This window comes from Halorubrum halophilum (genome assembly GCF_000739595.1).
GTDB lineage: Archaea > Halobacteriota > Halobacteria > Halobacteriales > Haloferacaceae > Halorubrum > Halorubrum halophilum.
On sequence record NZ_BBJP01000023.1, the window covers coordinates 32,186 to 53,552 of the forward strand.

At 69.4% G+C, this 21,367-nt stretch carries 16 protein-coding genes; 7 read left to right on the forward strand and 9 right to left on the reverse strand.

Translation table 11 applies throughout. The features are described from left to right. Window positions 1-22 precede the first annotated feature (22 nt). The 3 genes from smc (at window position 23) to ACP96_RS07920 (ending at window position 5,838) form a co-directional block, all read left to right on the forward strand. Complete coding sequence (gene smc / locus ACP96_RS07910; RefSeq protein ID WP_050032918.1) at window positions 23-3,616, forward strand: chromosome segregation protein SMC; 3,594 nt, start codon at window positions 23-25, stop codon at window positions 3,614-3,616. Continuing rightward, window positions 3,609-4,520, forward strand: coding sequence for a segregation and condensation protein A (locus ACP96_RS07915; protein WP_050026705.1), 912 nt, complete (start codon window positions 3,609-3,611; stop codon window positions 4,518-4,520). The genes smc and ACP96_RS07915 overlap by 8 nt, the downstream gene beginning before the upstream one ends. Before the next feature lie 73 nt (window positions 4,521-4,593). Further along, on the forward strand, window positions 4,594-5,838 hold the full coding sequence (locus ACP96_RS07920) for a glycosyltransferase (RefSeq protein ID WP_050032919.1): 1,245 nt from the start codon (window positions 4,594-4,596) through the stop codon (window positions 5,836-5,838). Window positions 5,839-6,304: 466 nt separating this feature from the next. Here ACP96_RS07920 and mtnP read toward each other — a convergent pair whose 3' ends face one another. The 3 genes from mtnP to ACP96_RS19170 are packed head-to-tail and all read right to left on the reverse strand — an operon-like array spanning window position 6,305 to window position 8,379. Further along, on the reverse strand, window positions 6,305-7,171 hold the full coding sequence (mtnP, locus tag ACP96_RS07925; RefSeq protein ID WP_050032920.1) for an S-methyl-5'-thioadenosine phosphorylase: 867 nt from the start codon (window positions 7,169-7,171) through the stop codon (window positions 6,305-6,307). Window positions 7,172-7,216: 45 nt separating this feature from the next. Then, window positions 7,217-8,212 carry a YeiH family protein gene (locus ACP96_RS07930; RefSeq protein ID WP_050032921.1) on the reverse strand — a complete coding sequence of 332 codons (996 nt, stop codon included), beginning with the start codon at window positions 8,210-8,212 and terminating at the stop codon, window positions 7,217-7,219. Next, complete coding sequence (locus ACP96_RS19170) at window positions 8,212-8,379, reverse strand: hypothetical protein (RefSeq protein ID WP_202593926.1); 168 nt, start codon at window positions 8,377-8,379, stop codon at window positions 8,212-8,214. The genes ACP96_RS07930 and ACP96_RS19170 overlap by 1 nt, the downstream gene beginning before the upstream one ends. 136 nt (window positions 8,380-8,515) lie before the next feature. On the opposite strand from ACP96_RS19170, the gene ACP96_RS07935 reads away from it, so the two are divergent. Then, on the forward strand, window positions 8,516-10,036 hold the full coding sequence (locus ACP96_RS07935) for an HD domain-containing protein (protein ID WP_050032922.1): 1,521 nt from the start codon (window positions 8,516-8,518) through the stop codon (window positions 10,034-10,036). A gap of 47 nt (window positions 10,037-10,083) precedes the next feature. On the opposite strand, the gene ACP96_RS07940 is transcribed toward ACP96_RS07935, so the two are convergent. The 3 genes from ACP96_RS07940 to ACP96_RS07950 all read right to left on the reverse strand — a co-directional run bounded on the left by ACP96_RS07940 (window position 10,084) and on the right by ACP96_RS07950 (window position 12,972). Further along, a complete protein-coding gene (locus ACP96_RS07940; RefSeq protein ID WP_050026396.1) occupies window positions 10,084-11,487 on the reverse strand; it encodes an FAD-dependent oxidoreductase in 1,404 nt (467 codons plus the stop codon). Between the two features lie 144 nt (window positions 11,488-11,631). Next, window positions 11,632-12,267 (reverse strand): HD domain-containing protein, encoded by a 636-nt coding sequence (locus tag ACP96_RS07945; RefSeq protein ID WP_050032923.1) that lies wholly within the window; start codon window positions 12,265-12,267, stop codon window positions 11,632-11,634. Window positions 12,268-12,276: 9 nt separating this feature from the next. Next, complete coding sequence (locus tag ACP96_RS07950; protein WP_050032924.1) at window positions 12,277-12,972, reverse strand: phosphoribosyltransferase; 696 nt, start codon at window positions 12,970-12,972, stop codon at window positions 12,277-12,279. A 602-nt stretch (window positions 12,973-13,574) separates the two neighbouring features. Between ACP96_RS07950 and gatB the strand changes: the two genes are divergently transcribed. The 3 genes from gatB to ACP96_RS07965 are packed head-to-tail and all read left to right on the forward strand — an operon-like array spanning window position 13,575 to window position 15,809. Next, entirely contained in the window at window positions 13,575-15,062 is a 1,488-nt protein-coding gene (gene gatB / locus ACP96_RS07955; protein WP_050032925.1) for an Asp-tRNA(Asn)/Glu-tRNA(Gln) amidotransferase subunit GatB, read from the forward strand. Window positions 15,063-15,096: 34 nt separating this feature from the next. Beyond that, window positions 15,097-15,315 (forward strand): ubiquitin-like small modifier protein SAMP2, encoded by a 219-nt coding sequence (samp2, locus tag ACP96_RS07960; protein ID WP_050026388.1) that lies wholly within the window; start codon window positions 15,097-15,099, stop codon window positions 15,313-15,315. Continuing rightward, window positions 15,312-15,809, forward strand: coding sequence for a GNAT family N-acetyltransferase (locus tag ACP96_RS07965; RefSeq protein ID WP_050032926.1), 498 nt, complete (start codon window positions 15,312-15,314; stop codon window positions 15,807-15,809). Before samp2 ends, ACP96_RS07965 begins: the two co-directional genes overlap by 4 nt. Window positions 15,810-15,844: 35 nt before the next feature. Here the strand turns inward: ACP96_RS07965 and ACP96_RS07970 are convergent, their stop codons facing one another. From ACP96_RS07970 to cobN, 3 genes are read right to left on the reverse strand one after another with little or no spacing between them, the layout of a single operon-like run. Further along, window positions 15,845-16,654 (reverse strand): cobalt-precorrin-7 (C(5))-methyltransferase, encoded by an 810-nt coding sequence (locus ACP96_RS07970; RefSeq protein WP_050032927.1) that lies wholly within the window; start codon window positions 16,652-16,654, stop codon window positions 15,845-15,847. Further along, a complete protein-coding gene (locus ACP96_RS07975) occupies window positions 16,651-17,403 on the reverse strand; it encodes a precorrin-8X methylmutase (RefSeq protein ID WP_050032928.1) in 753 nt (250 codons plus the stop codon). Before ACP96_RS07975 ends, ACP96_RS07970 begins: the two co-directional genes overlap by 4 nt. A gap of 20 nt (window positions 17,404-17,423) precedes the next feature. Then, the gene (gene cobN, locus ACP96_RS07980; RefSeq protein WP_050032929.1) at window positions 17,424-21,359 is read right to left on the reverse strand and encodes a cobaltochelatase subunit CobN; all 3,936 of its coding nucleotides are present in this window, start codon (window positions 21,357-21,359) and stop codon (window positions 17,424-17,426) included. Window positions 21,360-21,367: the final 8 nt, after the last annotated feature.

A 21,367-nucleotide genomic window follows, 5' to 3' on the forward strand; every position in this document is an offset into this window, starting at 1 on the left:
CCGTCTTACCCTCCCGCGACACATGCACATCACAGAAGTGGTTTTAGACGGGTTCAAGAGCTTCGGACGGACGACGAGGATTCCCTTTTACGACGACTTCACGGTCGTCACCGGACCGAACGGCTCCGGGAAATCGAACATCATCGACGGGGTCCTCTTCGCGCTCGGGCTGGCTCGCACCCGCGGGATCCGGGCGAAGAAGCTCACGGACCTGATCTACAACCCCGGCCACGACGGCGGGGAGGGCTCCGGCGGTCCGAACGAGGCGTCGGTGACGGTGGTGCTCTCCAACGAGGACGGGACCCTCGACCGCTCGCAGGTCGTCTCCGCGGCCGGCACGGAGAACGTCGGCGACGTCTCCGAGATCACGATCAAGCGGCGCGTCAAGGAGACCGAGGACAACTACTACTCGTACTACTACCTCAACGGGCGGTCGGTGAACCTCTCGGACGTGCAGGACCTGCTCGCGGCCGCCGGGGTCACGCCGGAGGGGTACAACGTCGTGATGCAGGGCGACGTGACCGAGATCATCAACATGACCCCGTACCAGCGCCGGGGGATCGTCGACGAGATCGCTGGCGTCGCCGAGTTCGACGAGAAGAAAGAGGCCGCCTACGAGGAGTTAGAGACGGTCGAAGACCGGATCGAGGAGGCCGACCTCCGGATCGGCGAGAAGCAGGACCGGCTCGATCAGCTGGCCGACGAGCGTGAGACCGCCCTCCAGTATCAGGAGTACCGCGACGAGTTAGAGGAGTACCGCGGCTTCCTCAAGGCCTCCGAGCTGGAGGAGAAACGAGAGGCGCTCGCGGGCGTCGAAGGGGACATCGACGACGCCGAGGCCGAACTGGAGGAGCTTCGCACCGAGCTCGACGCGAGACAGGGAAAGCTCACGCGGCTGGAGGAAGACCTCGCCGACCTCAACCACGAGATCGAGACCAAAGGCGAGGACGAGCAGATCGAGATCCGCTCCGAGATCGAGGAGGTGAAAGGCGAGATCTCACGGCTGGAGGACAAGATCGAGGCCGCCGAGGAGCGCGCCGCGGAGGCCGAGACCGAGCGCCGCGACGCGTTCGTCCAGATCGACCGCAAGGAGGAGACGATCGAGGAGCTCGACGAGGAGATCCGCGAGGTAAAAGTCGAGAAGGCCTCGGTGAAATCCGAGATCGCCACGAAGCGCTCCGAGCTCGCCGACGTGGAGGCCGAGATCGAGGGCGCCGACACCGAGTTCGACGAGCTGAAGGCCGACCTCTCGGAGAAGAAGGAGTCGATCGAGTCGCTGCGGGAGGAGAAAAACGAGCTGCAACGCGAGAAGGACCGCCTGCTCGACGAGGCTCGCCGGCGCTCGAACGCGGTAAGCGAGGCGCGAGAGGATCTGGAGGAGGCCCGCGAGTCGCTCCCCGAGCACAACGCGCGGATCTCCGAGCTGCACAGCGAGCTCGACAAGGCGAAGAAGAACGAGGAGACGATCGAGGACGCGGTCGCGGACCTCTTCTCGGAGAAGGCCGAGAAGAGCGAGCAGTTGGAGGCGATCGAGGAGGACCTCCGAGAGAAGCAGAACGAGTACGCGAAGCTGGAGGCCGCCGCCGACGAGCGCGGCGACGCCTCGTGGCCGCGCGCGGTGACCGAGGTGAAGAACGGCGGGATCGACGGGGTCCACGGCGCGGTCGGCGAGCTGGGCTCCGTCGAGGCCGAGTACGCCGAGGCGTGTGAGACGGCGGCCGGCGGTCGGCTCGCGAACGTCGTCGTCGACGACGACGGCGTGGGCTCGACGTGTATCGACTACCTCAAGCGGCGCAACGCGGGCCGGGCGACGTTCCTCCCCATCACCAAGATGGACAACCGGAGCCTCCCGCGCAAGCCCTCGATGCCGGGCGTCGTCGACTTTGCGCGCAACCTGGTCGACTACGACGCCGAGTACGAGTCGATCTTCTCGTACGTCCTCGGCTCCACGCTGGTCGTCGAGGACATGGCGACCGCCCGCGACCTGATGGGCGACTACCGGATGGTGACGCTCGACGGCGACCTCGTCGAGAAGTCCGGCGCGATGACCGGCGGGTCGGGCGGCGGCTCCCGGTACGCGTTCACCAAGTCGGGCGGCGGCAAACTCGAACGGCTCGCGACCGAGATCTCGGACCTGGAGGACGACCGGCAATCGCTGCAGGCGGAGATCGACGAGCTGGAAGACGACATCGACGACGCCCGCGACCGGAAGGCCGACGCCGCGGAGCGCGTCCGGTCGCTGGAGGCCGACGTCGAGCGCGCCGAGGGCGAGCTGTCCGACGCCGAGGACCGCATCGACGAACTCGAGACCGAACTCGAGGATCTGGAGGCGGAACGCGAGTCGGTCGACGCGGAGATGAGCGAGCTCGACGCAGAGATCGACGAGCTGAACGCCGAGATCGACGAGCTCGACGCCAAGATCGACGATATCGAGGCGGAGCTGGCCGACTCGAAGATCCCGGAGCTCTCGGAGCGCGCCGGCGAGATCCGCGGCGAGATCTCGGACCTGGAGGACCGGATGAGCTCGCTCGACGGGCGGCAGAACGAGCTCGAACTGGAGAAGGGGTACGCCGAGGACGCGGTCGACGACCTCCATGACACCGTGGAGACGTCGCAGAACCGGAAGGCGGAGGCCGAGGAGGCGGTCGCCGAGCACGAGGCCGCGATCGACGAGAAGGAGGAGACGCTGGCGGCGAAACGCGAGGCGATCGCGGAGCTCGAGGAGGAGCTGACGGAGCTGAAGGCGGACCGCGAGGATCTCCGCGAGGAGATCGCCGAGGCGACCCGCGAGCGCGACGAGCAGCGCTCGCTCGTCTCGGAGGCCGAGTCGGACCTGGAGGACCTCACCGACCGGCGCGACCGGCTGGCGTGGGAGATCGACGAACTCGAGTCGCAGGTCGGCGAATACGACGCTTCGGAGATCCCCGACCTCGACGAGGTCGAGTCGCGGATCGAGGAGTTAGAGGCGGAGATGGAGGCGCTCGAACCCGTCAACATGCTCGCGATCGACGAGTACGACGAGGTCGAGGAGGCGCTGGAGACGCTCCAGGAGCGCCGCGACGTGCTCGTCGAGGAGCGCGACGCGATCGCGGAGCGCATCGAGGGGTACGAGGCGGCGAAGAAGGAGACGTTCATGGCGACGTTCGAGTCGATCAACGCCCACTTCGAGGACATCTTCGCGCGCCTCTCCGCCGGCAGCGGCGAGCTCCTCTTGGAGAACCCCGAGGACCCCTTCGAGGAGGGGTTAACGATGAAGGCCCAGCCCGCCGACAAGCCGGTCCAGCGGCTCGAGGCGATGAGCGGCGGGGAGAAGTCGCTGACCGCGCTCTCGTTCATCTTCGCGATCCAGCGGCACAACCCCGCGCCGTTCTACGCGCTCGACGAGATCGACGCGTTCCTCGACGCGGTCAACGCCGAGCGCGTCGGCGAGATGATCGAGGAGCTGGCCGAGGAGGCCCAGTTCGTCGTCGTCGGCCACCGCTCGGCGCTGCTGGAGCGCTCCGACCGCGCCATCGGCGTCACGATGCAGGGCGACAACCTCTCGGCGGTGACGGGGATGCAGTTCGGCGACGACGGCGACGGCGACGATCAGGGCGAGGTGACCGCGGATGACTGAGCCGCCGGAGTCGGCGGGCGGGGTCCCGGACCTCGACCTGACGAGCGAACGCGACGGCCCGGACCCGTTCGCCGACGGCTCCCCGGACGACGACGGTGATTCGGCCGACGAGGACGAGGTCGAACCCGTCGAGCTCCTCGTCCAGCTCGCCGAGGAGGGCGAGATCGAGCCGTGGGACATCGACATCGTGCAGGTGACGGACGCGTTCTTGGAGAAGCTCGACGAGACCGATCTCCGGACGACGGGGCGCGCGCTCTTCTACGCCAGCGTCCTGCTCCGGATGAAAAGCGACGGAATGCTGGCCGACGACGACGAGGACGAGGAGCCCGAGCCGGAGCCGTGGGAGGTCGCGATGGAGGGCGGCGCGCCCGACCCCGCCGACGGCGGCTTCGATCCGATCGACGAATTAGAGGCCGAGATGGACCGCCGGCTCGACCGGAAGAACACCCGGGGCTCCCCGGAGACGCTCGACGAGCTGGTCCGGGAGCTCCGCGAGGCCGAGCGCGGCTCGTGGTGGAAGGACTCCCGCGAGTACGACACCTCGGAGTCGCCGCACGGTCACGCCCGCGGCACGCAGACGCTCGACTACCACGCCGGCGACGAGTTCCGCCAGGACGGGGAGCCGACCGCGGGCGAGGCGACCGACCGCACCCACGACGAGGACATCGAGGAGGTGATCGTGGAGATCGACAACGTCCTCCGGACCCACTTCGACCGCGGGCGCACGGAGGTGTTGTTCGCGGAGATAGAGACCGCCGGCGGTCGCCCGTTCATGACGTACCTCGCGCTGCTGTTCATGGCTCATCGGGGATCAGTCCGGCTCCAGCAGGACGACCTGTTCGGCGACCTGTGGGTGAAGGACCCGTCGGCGATGACCGGGGAGTCGGAAGCGATCGCGGACTGAGTCGATCGCGGACCGCGTCGGTCCGCCGGGACAGGTCGGAATTTTCATATCTGTTCCGAAACACGAACGGATAGTGATCGAGTTCGCCACGAACGACCCCGCGCTCACCGTCGTCGTCGCCGCGCTGTGGATCGCGTTGGTGCTGTACGGGTTCTCGGCGGTGTGGTGGCTGTTCGAGTCCGTGGTGCTCGCTCGGGGCGGCCGCGTCGACCCCGAGGACGTGGAGTGGGGGTACGACGACGTGCAGGTCCGGATCCTCACCATCGACTCGCAGGCGGTCGTACAGGCGACGGTGGATTCGGTACCGGACGGGCTCGAGGACGTGCGCGTGATCGCGGAGGCGCCGATGGAGATCGATGGGGCCTCGGTCCACGTCGTCCCCGGGTCGTTCGAGTGCGAGGCGACGAACAAGGGTCGGGCAGTCGAGTGGGCGCGACGCAACGTCCCCTGCCACCGCGAGTACGTGCTCTACCTCGACGAGGACACGATCATGGCGGGGTTCGAGGGACTGCCCGACGCCGACATGGTGCAGTTCACGGAGAAACCGCTGTACACGGGCTCGCGGATCGCGTACCTCAGCGAGGTGTTCCGGGTCGGCTACCAGTACGAGCAGTTCGCGTTCCACAGGCTCCGATACCCGCTGTACGCGTGGGGTGGGGGGGTCGCGATCCGGCACTCGCTGGAGGACGAGATCACGTGGGACACGGCGACGATCACCGAGGACACGAACTTCATCTGGCGGGCCGCGGACCAGGCGGGCGTCTCCTTCGCCGTGCTCGACGTGCGGTTCCGCAATCAGGCGCCGCCGTCGCTGCGCGCGATGGCGAAGCAGCGCCGGCGCTGGATCTCCGGGACCCGCGCCGACGGCCACCTGCTCCCGCTCGCGTACCGACCGATGTACTACACCCGGATCGTCGCGTGGGCGTTCTCGCCGCTCGTCCCGCTGTTGGCGGTCGCGTCGCTCCTCCTGCCGGGCACCGCGCCGGGTGCGGGGTGGTACCGGACCGCGTCGCTGACGCTGTTCGGGATCCTGTTCGTCTACACGCTGGTCGGCGCCGCCAGCTACGACAAACACCCGCTCACGTGGCCGCTGTACCTCCTCCTCACGCCGGTGGCCTTTTTCGCCCACTCGATCGGTGCGATCTGGGGAGTCGTCAGTCCCGTGACGGCCTTCGAGGTGACCGAGAAGGTGACGCCGGACGTGATCGAAGACGTTCACGAGTCGATGGGGCCGGGGTTCCTCCACGAGCACGACGGCTCCGAGCGGCTGACCGACGAATCCGACGACGAGTTCGTCTTCGACGTGTTCGACGACTGATAGGCGTTCGACGACTGGTGTATATTCGGCGTCAGATCGACGGTGAGTATCTCTGTAGCTCCAGCCGCTCGGCGATACGTGATCGACTCCTCTGCGATGAACACCTTTCAAAGCCCCAGCCGCGACGACTCGCGCGACTCGTTGTCGTTCGAAAGGCGCTCCGCGCCTTTCGTGATGACGAAACGGCTTCGCCGTTTCGAACCACGCTCCTCAGTCGCTCGTTTCACTCGCTCTTGCGGTGCTTACGTCGTCGTGCTTCGTCGACGCGGCAGCGAGGCGCAAAGCGCCTCTGGAAGCCGGCGGCGTTGCCGCCGGCGACTGCCCCTTTGAGTCCCACCCGACCGCAACCTCACACCTCCCCAGCCTCGCGGTTCGCGCTCTCCGAGCGCTCACCGCGTCCCTCGCGCGGTGCTGACTCGCGCCCAGAGGGCGCTCGCAGGCACGCGCCACCGCACGGCAGACCTATTTATAAGTACTCTCCCAGCAGCGGCTCGACGCGCTCGCGGGTCTCTTCCGGGATCGCCTCGGTGGGCGTGTTGACGGTGCCTTCGAGGGAGGTGTGCGCCTCGCACTCGAGGTCATCCGGAAGCGCTCGCACGGCCTCCTCGACGGCGGCCTTGATCGCTTTCTGATTCTGCTCGGCGTTTTCGAGGACTTCTTCGAGCGTCACCTCGCTGTCCGCCTTCCAGACGTCGTAGTCGGTGACGCCGGCGATCGTCGCGTACGCGATCTCGGCCTCGCGGGCGAGCTTCGCCTCCGGGATCGCAGTCATGCCGACGAGGTCCCACCCTTGGCTCTTATAAAACTCCGACTCCGCGCGCGTCGAGTACTGGGGCCCCTCGATGCAGACGTAGGTGCCGCCCTTCACGACGTTCGTGTCGGCGGGTGCGGACGACTCGGCGGCCTCGGTGAGGTGCTCGACCAGTTCGGGGCTGTACGGGTCCGCGAACGGCTGGTGGACGACGACGCCGTCGCCGTAGAAAGAGAGGTCGCGGTGCTTGGTCCGGTCGTAGATCTGGTCGGGGACGACGAGGGTGCCGGGCTCCAGTTCCTCCTTCAGACTGCCGACCGCGTTCGACGCGAAGACGTGGGTGACGCCCGCCTTTTTGAGGGCGTACATGTTCGCGCGGTACGGGAGGTCGGTGGGCGAAACGCCGTGGTCCGAGCCGTGTCGGGGGAGGAACGCGACCTCCGTCCCGGTGTCCGCGAACTCGCCGATCGTGATCGCGTCGCTCGGCTCGCCGTAGGGCGTGTCGTACTCGACCTCGCGCACGTCGTTGAGGGGCAGCGCCTCGTAGATACCGCTGCCGCCGATGAAGCCGATGGTGCTCATACGCGGACTGCGTCCGCCCGCTACTTATACGGACTGAAAAGGGGACTACAGCAGCCACCGCACCGCCGCCAGCGCGAGCGCGCTCACGACGAGCAGGTGGACGAGGACGGCGCCGACGGCGGCCCCACCGACCTCGCGCATCTCGCGGAGCCGGATCGAGAGCCCGAGGCCGACGAACGCCAGCGTGAACAGCGCGTCCGAGACGCGCCCGATCGACTCCAGCGCGGCCGGCGAGAGGAGCCCGCTGTTCGCGACCGCGGCGACCACGAGGAAGCCGAGCAGGAACTTCGGGAACTCCGCCCACAGCCGGCGCACGCCGGGGTCCGTCGCCGACCGGGCGGCGTACGCGAGCGAGTAGGCGACCGCGACGCCCCCCAGAAGGGAGTTGCGCGCGAGCTTCGTCACGGTCGCCCACTGGCCCGCCTCCGGCGAGTGCGCGAATCCCGCGGCCGCGACGGGGCCGGTCGAGAACATGCTCACGCCGGCCCAGACGCCGAACTGCCGGCCGGTGAGCCCGAGCCACTCGCCGGCGATCGGGAACGCGACGAGCGTGACGGCGTCGAAGAGGAGGACGGTCGCCGCCGCGAACGTGATCGCCGACCCGCGAGCGTCGAGCACGCGCCCGATCGCGACGACCGCGGAGACGCCGCAGATGCTCGCGCCCGCGGCGAGCAGCGAGGGGGTCTTCCCCTCGAGCCGGAACAGTCCTCGGGCGATCAGCTCCGCGAGCAGGAGCCCGCCGGCGACCGCCGCGACGACCAGTCCGAGCACGATCGGCCCCGCAGCGAGGAACTCCTCGACCACGACCGCCGCGCCGAGCAGGACGATCCCGGTCTCCAAGAACAGCTTGTCGACGCCGACGCCGGGCTCGGCCGCGTCGGGCGTGCCGACGGTGTTGCCGACGAGCGCGCCGACCGCGACGGCGACGACGAGGGGCTGGAGCCCGCCGACCGCGCCCGCGACGAGGTGCGAGAGGAGCGCACCGACGGTCAGCAGCGCGAGGCCGGGGAGGTACGGCCGAGCGGCGGCGACGGGACGCATCAGAAGAGACCCACGGCCTGCGCCCCGGCGTGGGCGGCGACGACCCCCAGCCCGAGCGCGAGCGCCTGCCAGCCGCGGTCGAGCGCGACCCACCGGTCGGCGAGCGGGGAGCCGGCCTCGTCGGCGGCTTCCCGGCCGCCCCGTCCGTCTGCGGCGTCCGATACCATGTGTGGGGGTCACCGCGCTCGCTACTTATAAGGACTGAATCGGGGAGTTTCGGGAGCGAAGCGCGTCGAACGGTGCCCGGCACCGGGAGGGCGACCGAAAGAGGCACGTCGCGGGGCGGCGTCGTGTCCACGATCGATGCCCACCACCCAGATCAAAGACGCCGTCCACGGCTACGTCGAGCTGCCGGACGCGCTCGTCGAGGGCGTCGTCGACACCCGACCGTTCCAGCGGCTTCGGTACGTCCGACAGCTTTCGGCCACGCACCTCGTGTATCCGGGCGCGAACCACACCCGCTTCGAGCACTCGCTCGGCGTCTATCACCTCGGCCGCACCGTCTTCGAAAACCTCCGCCAACAGTCCTATTTCGCGCGCGACGCGACGACCGACGAACTGGAGGAGATCCAGCGCACGCTGGAGTGCGCTTGCCTGCTCCACGACGTGGGCCACCCGCCCTTCTCGCACCTCTCCGAGGGGTTCCTCGACGAGGGGATCCTCCGGGAGCGCGTCGCGGAGACCGGGCTGGTCGACGCCTTCGACGAGGCCGGCGTCGGCGGCGCCCCGCTCCGCTCGGCGAACCCGCACGAGCTGCTCGGCTGCGTGATCGTCGTCGAGGAGTACGGCGACGCCCTCCGCGATTTCGACGTGGACCCATTCGAGGTGTGCGCGTACGTGCTCGGCTACAGCCTCGCGTACGAGCGCGGCGAGCCGTGGCAGTACGGGGTCGGCGCCCAGCTGCTCCACTCCCCCATCGACGTGGACCGGCTCGACTACATCACCCGCGATAACTACATGACCGGCGCGGGCGTGCTGAGCTTCGACGTCGAGCGCATGGTCGACGCCTACACCGCCCACCCCGAGGAGGGGCTGGCGCTCTCGGAGAAGGCGCTGTCGACCATCGGCAACTACCTCGAGGGGCGGATCGCGCTGTACATGTGGGTCACCCAACACCACAAGTCGGTGTACGCGAACCGGCTCCTGCAGGCGATGCTCGGCGAGTACGAGGCCGAGACGGGCGAGAGCCCGGTCACGGTCGACGGTATCTTAGACCGGGAGCTCGACGACAACGGGGTGCTCGAGCGCCTCCGGGTCGCCGCACGCGAGAACCCCGACTCGACGCTGGCGTCGATGTACGACCGCTTCCGCGGGCGGCGCTTCCCGGCCACCTGCTGGAAACACCGGATCGCGCTGGCGGACCGGATCGGCAGCGATCTCGACGGCGGAGAGGGCGGGAACGGCGAGGACCGTGGAGAGGGCGGGAACGGCGAGGACCGTGGAGAGGGCGGGAACGGCGAGGACGGCGGAGAGGGTGAGGACGCCGGAGGCGGACGCGCCCCCGACCTCGACGAGTTCACGGCGTGGCTCACCGAGGGAGACGACCGGTTGGAGTCCCTCCTCGCGGACGCCCTCGACGTGCCGGCGCACGAGGTGTGGATCGACCGCTCCTACGTCCCCGCCTACGACCCGGACGAGCTGGAGGACATCCCCATCGCGTACGGCGGGACGACGCGCTCCGTCGGCGACTGGGGGCTGTACGGCGACCGCGCCTTCGACGTGCCGATCCCCTTCGTGTTCGTCCCCGACGGGACGAAGCGGCGAGCGATCCGCGTGCTCAGGGAGGCGTTCGAGCGAGAGGTCGGGGAGAAGCAGCGGACGTAGCTCCGAGCAACGGGGACGGTCGTCGCCCGGATCAGTCGTTAGTCGCGTCAGTCGTCGGCTTCGGCGGGGACCCGGTCGTCCGAGTCGTCGTCCTCGGCCTCCGCGTCCTCGTCGTCGATCCGCGGGAAGTTCTCGATCGTCGCCTCGCGGAAGGCGCCCTCGTCGAACTCGTGGTCCTCGTCGAAGAAGTCGAGGACCGTCTGCACGTCGGTCATCGCGTTCTTCAGCGCGGTCGAGGCGCCCGGCGAGGGCGTGATGTTGAACAGGACACCGTCGCCGGTGATCTTCGCCTCGCCCATGTCGAGCTCCTTCGTCTCCGTGTTGACGATCTGCGGGCGCACGCCGCCGTACCCCTTCGCGCGCTCGATGTCGTCGACATCGACGCTCGGCACGACCTTCTGGACGTCCGGGAGGAACGCGCGCTTACCGACCTCGGGGATGTCGTACACGAGGTTGCGCACGACGTACGGGAACAGGATGCGGTCCGAGAGGATGTTGACGTAGCTCAGGATCGACGCCGGGGAGAAGCCGAACACGTCGGCGAAGTCGCCCACGGTGGAGAGCCGGCCGCGTTCGAGCGCCGGGACGAGCTTCGCGGTGGGACCGAAGCGGGTGACGCCTTGGTCGTGGACGTCGGCGTCGCCGTGGACCGCCGCGAACGGGAGCTTCTTCATCTGGAGCGTGTACACCTTCCCGTTCAGCAGGTCGTCGGCGAGGAAGAAGCTCCCCGCGACCGGCAGCAGCGACATGTGCTCGCCGTACCCCATCTCCTTCGCGAACTGGAGGCTGTGGGAACCGGCGGCGACGACGACCGCGTCGGCTTCGAAGTCGCCGTCGTCGGTCTCGACGGTGAACCCGTCGCGGCCCTCGTCGACGTCCTCGACTTCGGTGCCGAGGTGGACGCCGACGCCCTCCTCCTCGCGGGCGGCGTCCACGAACGACTTCGCGACCGCGCCGTAGTCGACGACGTAGCCGTCGGGCGTCTGGAGCGCCTTGAGCTCCGTGGACGGGTCGCGGCCCTCGACGACCTTCGGCTCTAAGTCTTCGATCTCCTCGCGGCCGATCTCGCGCAGCTTCGGGAAGAGGTCGCCGAACCCGTTGTCGTGGTAGCGCTCCTCCAGCTTGGCGACCTCCTCGTCGCCGACGCCGAGCACCATCTTGCTGCGCTTGCTGTGCATCTCGCGATCCGGGTCCGTCCCTTCGAGGTAGCCCGCGAGCAGCTCCGCGCCCTCCTTGACCTCCTCGGCCTTCTCGAGGGTGTAGTTCGTCTCGATGTCGCCGAAGTGCAGCGTCTGGGAGTTGTTCGTCCGGTGGGAGTTGATCGCCGCGATCTCCCGCTCCTTCTCGATCAGCGTCACGTCGTCGACGTCGGTGAACTTCGCCACCGTGTACAGAAGCGACGCCCCGCTGATTCCCCCGCCGACGATAATCAGGTCAGTGTTCTCGGACATGCGTGGTGAAAGCTCTCACTCACCGAAACGGACTCGGCCGTTAACGTTCTTGCTATCTCTCGCCGCTGATCGGCCGGGAGAGGACCTACAGTCGTCGTTTTTGAGGTTCGACGTTCGTCGAACCCTCGCGGGAGATCGGGATGACTACCTCTCGTCCCGAACCGCCCGATACCGCTCGTGAAATCGGTCGAACAGCGCGCGGCCCGTCTCGGTTCGAAGGCGGGGTTCGGTCGTCGCGAAGAACTCGTCGAGGTCGTCGTACTCGCGGAACGCCTCCGGGTCGCCGTCGGCGGGATCGTACCGGTCGCCGCGCTCGTAGAGCACCGCCTGCAGACAGACGTCGAGGAGGTCGCACTCCTTGACGAGCACCGCCTCCGGCGACTCGCGGGCCTCGTACGCCTCCCACGCGTCGCGGACGCGGTCCGGGAGCGGCCCGGCGAGGTCTTCCATCGCCTCGCGCTCGGCGTCCTCCTTGGCGTCCGGATCCACCGTCTCAGCGGTCGAGTCGGCACGCGTCGCGGGGTCGCCGGTCTCGGCCTCCGCCACGTCGTGGACCACGGCGAGTCGGAGCGCGCGGTCGAGGTCGACGCCGGGCAGGTCCTCGCGGAACCGGTCGCCGAGCGCGAGGACGAGATACGCGACGCCCCACGCGTGCGCGGCGACCGACTCGGGGGCGTCGACGCCGCGGAGCTGCCACCCCGTGCGCCGCTCGTCTTTCAGGGCGTAGGCGTCGAGGAGGGCGTCGAGGGCCGGATCAGCCTCGGATTCGTCTGCCGTCATCCCGAACCGCTACTCGGCGAGCGTCCAGGCATTCTCGCCGGCGCGGTCGGCCACGTCGCGGCGGACCATCTCGTCGAGCACCTCGTCGAGGCGGCCGGCCTGGGCGACCTCCATCTCGATGCGGCCGATGCCGTGGTACTCGTCGAGGTAGTGGCGAACGTCCTCCCGGTCGAAGACGGTCTCGTCGGCGCGCTCCATCGCGCCCTCGGTGAGGTCGATCATGTCTTCGAGGAAGTTCCACGGGTAGACGACCCACGTCCACTGTTCGAGTCGCTCGCCGACGAAGTCGGGCTGGAACTCGGAGGTGCCGAGCAGCTGGAGGGTGGCGGTCCGGACCTCGCCGGCGTCCCGGTCGTCGACGTACTCCTCGGCGCGGCGGATCGAGCCGCCGGTGTCCGCGATGTCGTCGATGATCAGGACGTCTTTCCCCTCGACGCTCCCCTCCGGCATCGGGTACCGGATCTGAGGCTCGTCGCTCTTCTCGGCGGCGCCGACGTAGTGCTCCATCTTCAGGCTCGTGAGGTCGTTGAGCCCGAGGAAGTCGCAGATGCACCGCCCCGCGAACCAGCCGCCACGGGCGAGCGCGACGACCACGTCCGGCTCGAAGTCGGCGCGCTTCACCTCGTTCGAGACGTTGCGGCAGAGCCCGTAGATGTACTCCCAGTTGGTGAGGGTGCAGTCGAAGTCGTCCGGGAGATCGCTCATACGACCGCTTCTCCCACCCGCGCGCTGATAAGGGTTTAGCAACGGTCGTCGAAGGCGACGACCGGAGCGAGAATTCTCATTTAACCCACGGTAAACACTGCGGTGGCGCGCGCCTCCGAGCGCCCGCAGGGCGCGAGGAGTACGCGCGAGGGACGCGGTGAGCGCTCGAAGAGCGCGAACCGCGAGGCTGGGGAGGTGCGAGGCTGCGGTTGCGGTGCGGTCGGGTGGGACTCAAAGGGGCAGTCGGGAGGACGAAGCACGGCGATACAAGGACCGCAGGGAAGGAGCGGAGCGACTGACCGAGGACCGCAGCGAGCCGCGCGAGTCCTCCCGACTGGGGCTTTGGAAGTGTCCACCGCCGGTCCGTGCTCAACCGTTTATAAGCAAGCGGCTGGGGCGTTGGAGGTGTTCGCCGTCGACCTATCACTAACCATTTATAAACGGGCGGCTGGAGCGTTGGAGGTGTTCGCAGCGTCACCGATGGTGACGACGAGAAGCGGAGAGGCACGAAGAGGAGTTCCTGAATCTGCGCCAGTTCGACACAAATCCGCATCGTATCGGTCCCGACACGATTTAGGTGGCCGACTCACAACGAACCGGTAATGAGCACTCAGGCCGCGACGGAGGAGCGGACGGTCGTGATCGGGCTGGAGGTCCACGTCCAGCTCGAGACCGACACGAAGATCTTCTGCGGCTGTTCGACGGAACCCGCCGACGAGGAGGAGCCGAACACGCGCACGTGCCCGACCTGCCTCGGGCTCCCGGGCGCGCTGCCGGTCCTCAACGAGGGCGCCGTCGAGGCCGCGGTGAAGATCGGCAAGGCGATCGACGCCGACATCCCCGAGACGACCACGTTCCACCGGAAGAACTACTACTACCCCGACCTGCCGAAGAATTTCCAGCTCACCCAGTACGACGCCCCGATCTGCCAGTCCGGGGAACTCGAAGTGCGCGTCGACGACGAGGCCCGGACCATCGGGATCACCCGCGCGCACCTCGAAGAGGACCCCGGCAGCCTCCAGCACGCCGGCGGCTCCATCGAGTCGGCGACACACACGCTCGTGAACTACAACCGCGCCGGGACGCCCCTGATGGAGATCGTCACCGAGCCGGACTTCCGGTCGCCGGCCGAGACGCGGGCCTTCTTGGCGAAACTCGAAGAAGTCCTCGAATATCTCGGCGTCTTCGACCCGACCCGCGACGGGAGCCTGCGCGTCGACGCCAACGTCTCCTTAGTCCCCGAGAGCGAGGTCGCCGACGACGGGACGATCACGGACGACGCGCTCGCGGACGTGAACCGCGCGGAGGTGAAGAACATCTCCAGTCACAAGGGCGCCGAGCAGGCGCTCGCGTACGAGGTCACCCGACAGGAGAACGTGCTCCGGCGCGGCCGCGAGATCGAACAGGAGACCCGCCACTGGGACGAGGCACGCGGCGTCACCGTCTCGATGCGCTCGAAGGAGGCCGAAAAGGACTACCGCTACTTCCGGGAGGCCGACCTCCCCGCGCTGGAGGTGTCGGACTGGAAGGCGCGGATTCCGATCCCGGAGCTGCCCGACGCCCGCCGGGAGCGCTTCCGCGAGGAGTACGGGCTCGACCGCGAGTCGGCCTCGAAGCTCACCTCGACGAAGGCAGTCGCCGACTTCTTCGAGGACGTGGCCGAGTCGTTCGACCCCGACCTCGCCGCGACCTGGGTCGCCGACAACCTGCTCGGCGAGCTCAACTACCGCGAGATGTCGATTACGGACGTCGAGGACCGCCTCGACGAGTTCAAACGCCTGATAGAACTCGTGGCCGACGAGGAGCTAACGGTGAAAAACGCCGAGGAGGTCGTCCTCCGCGAGATGCTCGACGAGGGTGAGGACCCCGACACCGTCATCGAGCGCGAGGGGCTCGGCGTCGCCGACTCCGGCGAGGTCGAGGCCGCCGTCGCGACCGCCATCGACGACAACCCCGACGCCGTGAGCGACTACCACGACGGCGACGAGGGCGCGATCAACTTCCTCGTCGGACAGGTGATGCAGGCGACGGGCGGGAGCGCCGACCCCGGCGAGGTGAACGGCCTGCTCCGCGAGGAGCTAGACGGGTAACTTCCGTGACCGCTCTCAGCGAGGCCGCGAACCGATGAACGTCACCGTCGAGGTCGTCGGCGAGGGAACCGACGAGTACGATCTCCCCAACGACGCCACCTACGCCGACCTGATCCGCGAGGCCGGCTACCACCCGCAGGAGGCGTCCGCGCTGGTCGACGGGTCGCCGGTCCCGGGCGACCGCGTCGTCGACGCCGAGTCGGTGAAGCTGCTTAGACTTATAAAGGGCGGGGCGACGGACGGAAGTGCGTGAGCGGGGACCGCGACCGACCCGACCCGCCCGATAATATCGAGGTCGAGCCCGCGGCGACGCGCGACCGCCTCGGTATGCTCCGCGTGCTCGACGCCGCCATGCTTGAGACCGACGACGAGAGCGTCGACGCCGCGATCGACGCTGACGACGCTCTCGTCGCCCGGTTTAAAAGGACGGACGCGGTCGTCGGCGCGCTGATCGCGACGCGTCCCGAACCGGAGCGACTCCACGTCGACGCCGTCGCGGTCAGACGCGCGCGTCGCGGGAAGGAAATCGGCTCCATGCTCGTCGCCGAGGTGGTGCGGCAGGCGGAACGCGATCCCGAGACCGAACTCGTGACCGCCGAGTTCGACCCGAAACTGGAGGACTTTTATACCGATCTCGGCTTCGACGCGGTTCCGGCGACAGACGCTGATAAGCCCGACCGATTGCGGGGCCGTCGTCAGGTCAACGCTGAGGGCGACTGCGAGAACCCCGACAACCGGCGCGATTGAGGACGCGATCGGTCCCTTATAAACGCCGTCTCGAATCAGGCGCGAACGACGAGCACGGAGAGGTCGGAGAAGGCGCTGTCGCCCGGGTCGTCGCCGCCGGCGCCGGTGTCCGGGGCCGTCCCGCCCCCGCCGTCGGCGAGCGTCCCGAGATCGGTCCGCGTGATCTGCTCGTCGGGATGGGTCAGCCGCTCGCAGACGAGGGCGTCGAGGCACCGATCCGCGCCCGCTTCGACGAGTTCGGCCGCGAGGTCCTCGGGCATCCAGTCGTACGGCCGAGGGATCACGATCAGGTTCCGGTCGCCGACGGCTCGGCCGAGACGCGCGAGGGCGGGCGAGACGTCGCCCCTGACGTGCAACGTCTCGAAGACCGACTCCTCCATCGGCGTGCGCGCGCGGCTCGCGGCGACCTGCACCGAGGAGATTCCGGGGACGACCGCGACCGGCGCGTCGACCGCGGCCTCGACCTTCCCGAGGAACTGGTAGCCGGAGTGGTTCGGATCGCCCATCAGCACCGCGACGCCGCGGGCGCCGTCGGCGACGCGGGCGGCGAACCGCCCGAGCGCCTCGGGTTCGTCGCGGTAGCCGCAGGTGATCAGCTCCGCGTCCGTCTCGCTCGCGACGAAGTCGACGACCGTCTCGAAGCCGACGACGACGTCGGCCTCGTCGAGCAGCCGACCCGCGCGCCGCGTCAGCAGCTCGGTGTTCCCCGGACCGATGCCGACGGCGTGGACGAGATCATCGTCACCCGAGCCCGACCGCGGCGGCTCCGGCGCCGCGCTCGCCGCCTCGGCCGGGCGGTCCGGGAGATCCGGGACCTCCGGCGCGTCCGCCCCGTCGCCCGTCACAGCTCGACCGCCCCGTCGCGGGCGTCGCTGGCGACGTGGACCAGCTCGTTCGTCAGTCCGGCCGCGAGACCGCTGCCGCCGCGGCGGCCGACGTTCGTCACCGCGGGCACGCCGTGCTCGGCACAGACCTTCCGAATTCGCTCGCGCGAGTCGGCGGCTTTCACGAAGCCGACGGGGGTCGCGACGACGACCGCCGGCCAAGTCCCGTCCTCGATGCAGTCCGCCAGCGCGAGCGCCGCGGTCGGCGCGTTCCCGATCACGGCGATCGCGCCGTCGTAGGCCCCCTCGCGGTCGAGTTCGAGCACGGCCGCCGCGGTGCGCGTCATCCCGGTCTCGGCGGCCAACTCGGCGCCGTTACCGATCGCCTTCCGCACCGCGCAGTCGTGGCCGCGGCCGGTGATCCCGGACTTCACCATCGTGATGTCCGTCACGATCGGCCGCTCGTTGAGCACCGCGCGCGCGCCAGCGCGAACCGGCTCGCTCTCGTCGCCGCCGGTGAACCGGACGAGGTGCTGGAACTCGGGGTCGCCGGTGGCGTGGACTGACTTCGCGCGCAGGCGGTCCGCGAGCGTCTCCTGCGGAACGATCTCGTGGACGCGGTCCATGCTGGTCTCGGCGATGTCCATCGCCGCCTCGGTCGTCGCGCCGAGGTCGGCGTACGCCTCGCCGTCCGGGTCGTCGTCATCCGTCGTCGTATCGTCGGTCGTCGTCGCGTCGTCGTCCGTCGTCGTGTCGGGTGTGTCGTTCATGTGTTTGGTGGTGATCGAACCTACTCGCCGGCTCCCGGCCGCCCCGCGAGCGCGTCCTCCTCGTCCTCGCCCCGCGACTCGCGCTCTTCGATCGCTCCCTCGGCGCGGAGGCTCAGGTCGCGCAGCCGTTCCCTCGTCTCCGAATCGGCGTCCCAGAGGCCGCGGTCGATCGCCTCCAGCAGCGTGTCGGTGATCGAGTCGAGCGCCCACGGGTTCACGTCGGAGAGCCACTCGCGGCGGTCCTCGTCGAAGGCGTACTCGTCCGCGACGGCCTCCCAGAGGGTGTCGCTCACGACGCCGGTGGTGGCGTCCCAGCCGAGGACCACGTCGACCGTCGTGGAGAGGTCGCCGGCGCCCTTGTAGCCGTGCTCCTCCATCGAGTCGAGCCAGCGGGGGTTCAGGACGCGCGAGCGCATCGCCTTCCGGACCTTCTCCTCGTTGGTGTACACGCGCACGTCGTCGGGGTCCGAGGAGTCGCCGACGTAGGAGGCGGGCTCGGCGCCCGCGTGCTCCGTGACCGCGGTGATGAACCCGCCGTGAAACGCGTACCAGTCGGAGGAGTCGAACTCGTCCTGCTCGTCGGTGTCCTCGATCTTCACGGTCGCCTCGACGTTCGAGAGCCGGCGCTCGAACGCATCGTGCGCCTCGCTCACGCGGCCGCGCTTCCCGAGCGCGTACCCGCCCCACTGGGTGTACACCGCCGCGAGGTCCGACCGGTCCTCCCACTCGCCCTCGTCGACCGCCTTGTTCGTGCCGGCGCCGTAGCCGCCGGGCGTCGTCGTGAACACCCGGTGACGGGCGGCCGACTCGGGGTCGTCGACTCCGGCCTCGGCCAGCTCCTCGGCCTCCTCCTCGACGTGTTTCTTGACGTAGTTGCGGTCGTGCGGCTCGTCCAACTCGACCACGGCGTCGACCGCGTCGTGGATCGCTCCCGCCGCCGCGGGGAACGCGTCCCGGAAGAGCCCGGAGACGCGCGTGGTCACGTCGATCCGCGGGCGGCCGAGTTCGTTCAGCGGGATCGGCTCCACGTCCTCGACGCGGCCGGCGTCGGACCACACCGGCTCGACGCCCATCAGCGCGAGCACCTGCGCGACGGTCTCTCCCCGCGTCCGGACGGTAGGGGTGCCCCACGCGACGACGCCGACCTCCTCGGGGTACTCGCCCTCGTCATCCACGTGACGGTCCAATATCCCCTCGGCGACCTCCCTGCCCACGTCCCACGCGGCGCGGGCGGGCACCTTCCGCGGGTCGAGCGTGTAGAAGTTCCGCCCCGAGGGGAGCAGGTCGACCCCGCCGCGGGTGGGCGCGCCGCTGCCGCCCGGCGGGACGTACTCGCCCGCGAGCGCGTCGGCGACGTTGCCGACCTCGGCGCGGGCGCCGCCCACGCGCGGAGCGGCCTCCTCGCAGACGTAGCGGAGCGCCTCCCGGAGGTCGTCGTGGGCGCCGGATACCGCCCGGCCGTCGCCGAGGGTGTCGACGTCGACGACGAGGAGGTTCATGTTGACCTCGTCGTCGGGGTCGGCCTCGCGCTCCGAGGCCGGCACGTCGAACCCGTGTTCCGCGAGCGTCGCCACGAGGTCGCAGCTCACCTCGTGGACGCGGTCGGCCGCTTCCGAGTAGGTCATCCCGAGGGCCTCGTCGTAGGCGCCGGGCTCCTCGCGCAGCCGGTCGTAGTCGACGCCGAGGACGCCCGCGACCGACTCGCGGAGGCTCGGCGCGCCGGGGTTCTCCAGCCGGGTGAGCGCGACGAGGTACTCTACGAGCCGGTCGCCCGCGGGCGGCTCTCCGAGCGTGTGGAGGCCCATCCGGATCTGGGTGGTCTTCACGTCCGTCAGGTGCTCGTGGACCCGTTCGACGAGGTCGTCCACGTCCACCTCCTCGCCTGCGACCTCGCCCTTCGCGAGCGTCGACCCGGCTTCCTCGGGCCCGCGCACGTCGACCTTCTCGTCGATGTCGCCCGCGATCCCGAGCTCGACCGCCAGATCGAGGTCGTCGACCGCCTCGCGGATCCGGCGTTCGAGCCGCTCGCCGTCGTCGGGGCGGGCGGCGGTCGTCCCCGCCTCGCGGTACTGGTCGGCCAGCTCCTCAAGCTCCGCGAGGTCGTCGTAGGTGCCGGCGTTGGCCATCGGCGGGGTGAGGTGGTCGACGACCGCAGCGTACGACCGACGCTTCGCCTGCGTCCCCTCGCCGGGGTTGTTGATCACGTAGGGGTAGACGTTCGGGAGGTCGCCGATAAGCTGGTCCGGGGCGGACGACGAGTCCAGCCCGACGGTCTTCCCGGGGAGCCACTCCAGCGAGCCGTGAGTCCCCATGTGGACGACCGCGTCGGCGCCGAACGACTCGCGGAGCCAGCCGTAGAAGGCCACGTAGTCGTGCGGGGGCTGGAGGTCCGAGTCGTGGTACACCTTGCTCGGGTCCATCCCGAACCCGCGCGGGGGCTGGACCGTCACGAGGACGTTCCCGAACTCGACGCCCGGGATCGCGAAGGGGCGGTCGGGCGGGTCGCCCCACTCCGCGAGGACGGCCTCGCGGAAGTCGTCGTCGAGGGCCGCGAACCACTCGCGGTAGGCGCCGGGCGCGACGGTGTCGACGCTCAGCTCGCGGACGTCCTCCGGCGCGACCCATCGGTCGTCGAGGGTGAGCTGCGAGGTGAGCGCGTCGATGAGCGCCTCGCCGTCGGCTGGGGGTCCATTATGACCATTAGCCTCCCCGAGGTCGTACCCGCGCTCGTCCAGTTCCGAGAGGAGGTTCACGGTGCTCTCGGGCGTGTCCAGCCCGAACGCCGTGCCGATCCCGTCGTCGCTCGGCGGGTAGTTGTGGAGGACGACTGCCACGCGCGACTCGTCGTTCGGGAGGTGCCGGAGCCGCGCCCAGTTGACCGCCAGCGACGCGACGTGGTCGATCCGGTCGTCGATCGGGAAGTGCTGTTTCGGAGCCGATCCGATCCCTCTCTCGTCGTCCGTGCGCTCCTTCCCCGAGATGGGATGGGTGATTACGTTGCCGTCGAACTCCGGGAGCGCCACCGAGAGCGCCAGTTCGAACCCCATCACGCCCGTGTCGCTGGCCTCGTAGCGCGAGCGCGAGCGCATCGTCGTCACGGTCTGAAGCACGGGGACGCCGAGCCGATCGAGGAACACCTCCTCGGCGCTCTCGCCCTCGTCGCTCGCGTCGCGGCCGCGCTCGTCCATCGACAGCGCGAACATGAACGACGAGCACATCGCGTCGACGACCGGCTCGCCGTCGTCGTCGAGCAGCCACTCGTCGGTGACGCGCTCTGCGTCCCACCCCTCCTCGTCGCCCGCGGGGTCGCAGAACACCGGGAGCGCGTCGACGCCGCGCTCCTCTAACGCGCGCACCTGCGCGTCGACGTAGCGGGTGTTCTCGTGAGTCCAGTGGGACGCGTAGAACCAGACGCCGACCGTCGGCGTCTCCGGGTCGAACGTCGCGACCAGCTCCTCGTAGCTCGCTCCCGGGTGGTCGGGGTGGTAGACGCCCTCCGACGGCAGCGCGACCGGGTCGTCGTGCTCGTAGCCGCCGGGGGGCGCCTCGTCGGCCGCGCCGTAGGCGTCGGCGAGGTACCGGAGGAGGTTCGCGAGGTTGGCGGTGCCGCCGCGCTCCAGGTACTCGCGGGCCCGCGTCGCGAGCTCGGCGTCGGCCGTCGTGTCCTCGGCGGCGAACGCGTCCCCGGTCGCCTTCACGACGACCGGGACGCCCGCCTCGCGGAGCCGTTCCGTCGCGCGCTCGTACCCCGGCATGCTGTCGGTGCCGCCGTGGAGCCACAGCACGACCGCCGCGGCGTCCGCCGCCACAAGCTCCGACAGGAAGTCGTCCACGTCGGTCGGGTCGTCGAGGTCGCCCTTCGAGCGCGCGAGGAGGTCGACCTCCGTCTCGCCCGCCGCGGCGGCCGCGGACCCGAGCTCGTTCTCAGTCGCCGTGTAAAGTCCGATTGTCGTCATAACGTTTG

What these genes read in the sequence shown, in the direction of transcription:
- samp2 (WP_050026388.1), top strand. Translation starts at nt 15,097, where the DNA reads ATGAACGTCACCGTCGAGGTCGTCGGCGAGGGAACCGACGAGTACGAT.
- ACP96_RS07930 (WP_050032921.1), bottom strand. Translation starts at nt 8,212, where the DNA reads ATGCGTCCCGTCGCCGCCGCTCGGCCGTACCTCCCCGGCCTCGCGCTG.
- ACP96_RS07915 (WP_050026705.1), top strand. Translation starts at nt 3,609, where the DNA reads ATGACTGAGCCGCCGGAGTCGGCGGGCGGGGTCCCGGACCTCGACCTG.
- ACP96_RS07935 (WP_050032922.1), top strand. Translation starts at nt 8,516, where the DNA reads ATGCCCACCACCCAGATCAAAGACGCCGTCCACGGCTACGTCGAGCTG.
- ACP96_RS07945 (WP_050032923.1), bottom strand. Translation starts at nt 12,267, where the DNA reads ATGACGGCAGACGAATCCGAGGCTGATCCGGCCCTCGACGCCCTCCTC.
- cobN (WP_050032929.1), bottom strand. Translation starts at nt 21,359, where the DNA reads ATGACGACAATCGGACTTTACACGGCGACTGAGAACGAGCTCGGGTCC.
- ACP96_RS07940 (WP_050026396.1), bottom strand. Translation starts at nt 11,487, where the DNA reads ATGTCCGAGAACACTGACCTGATTATCGTCGGCGGGGGAATCAGCGGG.
- smc (WP_050032918.1), top strand. Translation starts at nt 23, where the DNA reads ATGCACATCACAGAAGTGGTTTTAGACGGGTTCAAGAGCTTCGGACGG.
- ACP96_RS07950 (WP_050032924.1), bottom strand. Translation starts at nt 12,972, where the DNA reads ATGAGCGATCTCCCGGACGACTTCGACTGCACCCTCACCAACTGGGAG.
- ACP96_RS19170 (WP_202593926.1), bottom strand. Translation starts at nt 8,379, where the DNA reads ATGGTATCGGACGCCGCAGACGGACGGGGCGGCCGGGAAGCCGCCGAC.
- ACP96_RS07975 (WP_050032928.1), bottom strand. Translation starts at nt 17,403, where the DNA reads ATGAACGACACACCCGACACGACGACGGACGACGACGCGACGACGACC.
- gatB (WP_050032925.1), top strand. Translation starts at nt 13,575, where the DNA reads ATGAGCACTCAGGCCGCGACGGAGGAGCGGACGGTCGTGATCGGGCTG.
- mtnP (WP_050032920.1), bottom strand. Translation starts at nt 7,171, where the DNA reads ATGAGCACCATCGGCTTCATCGGCGGCAGCGGTATCTACGAGGCGCTG.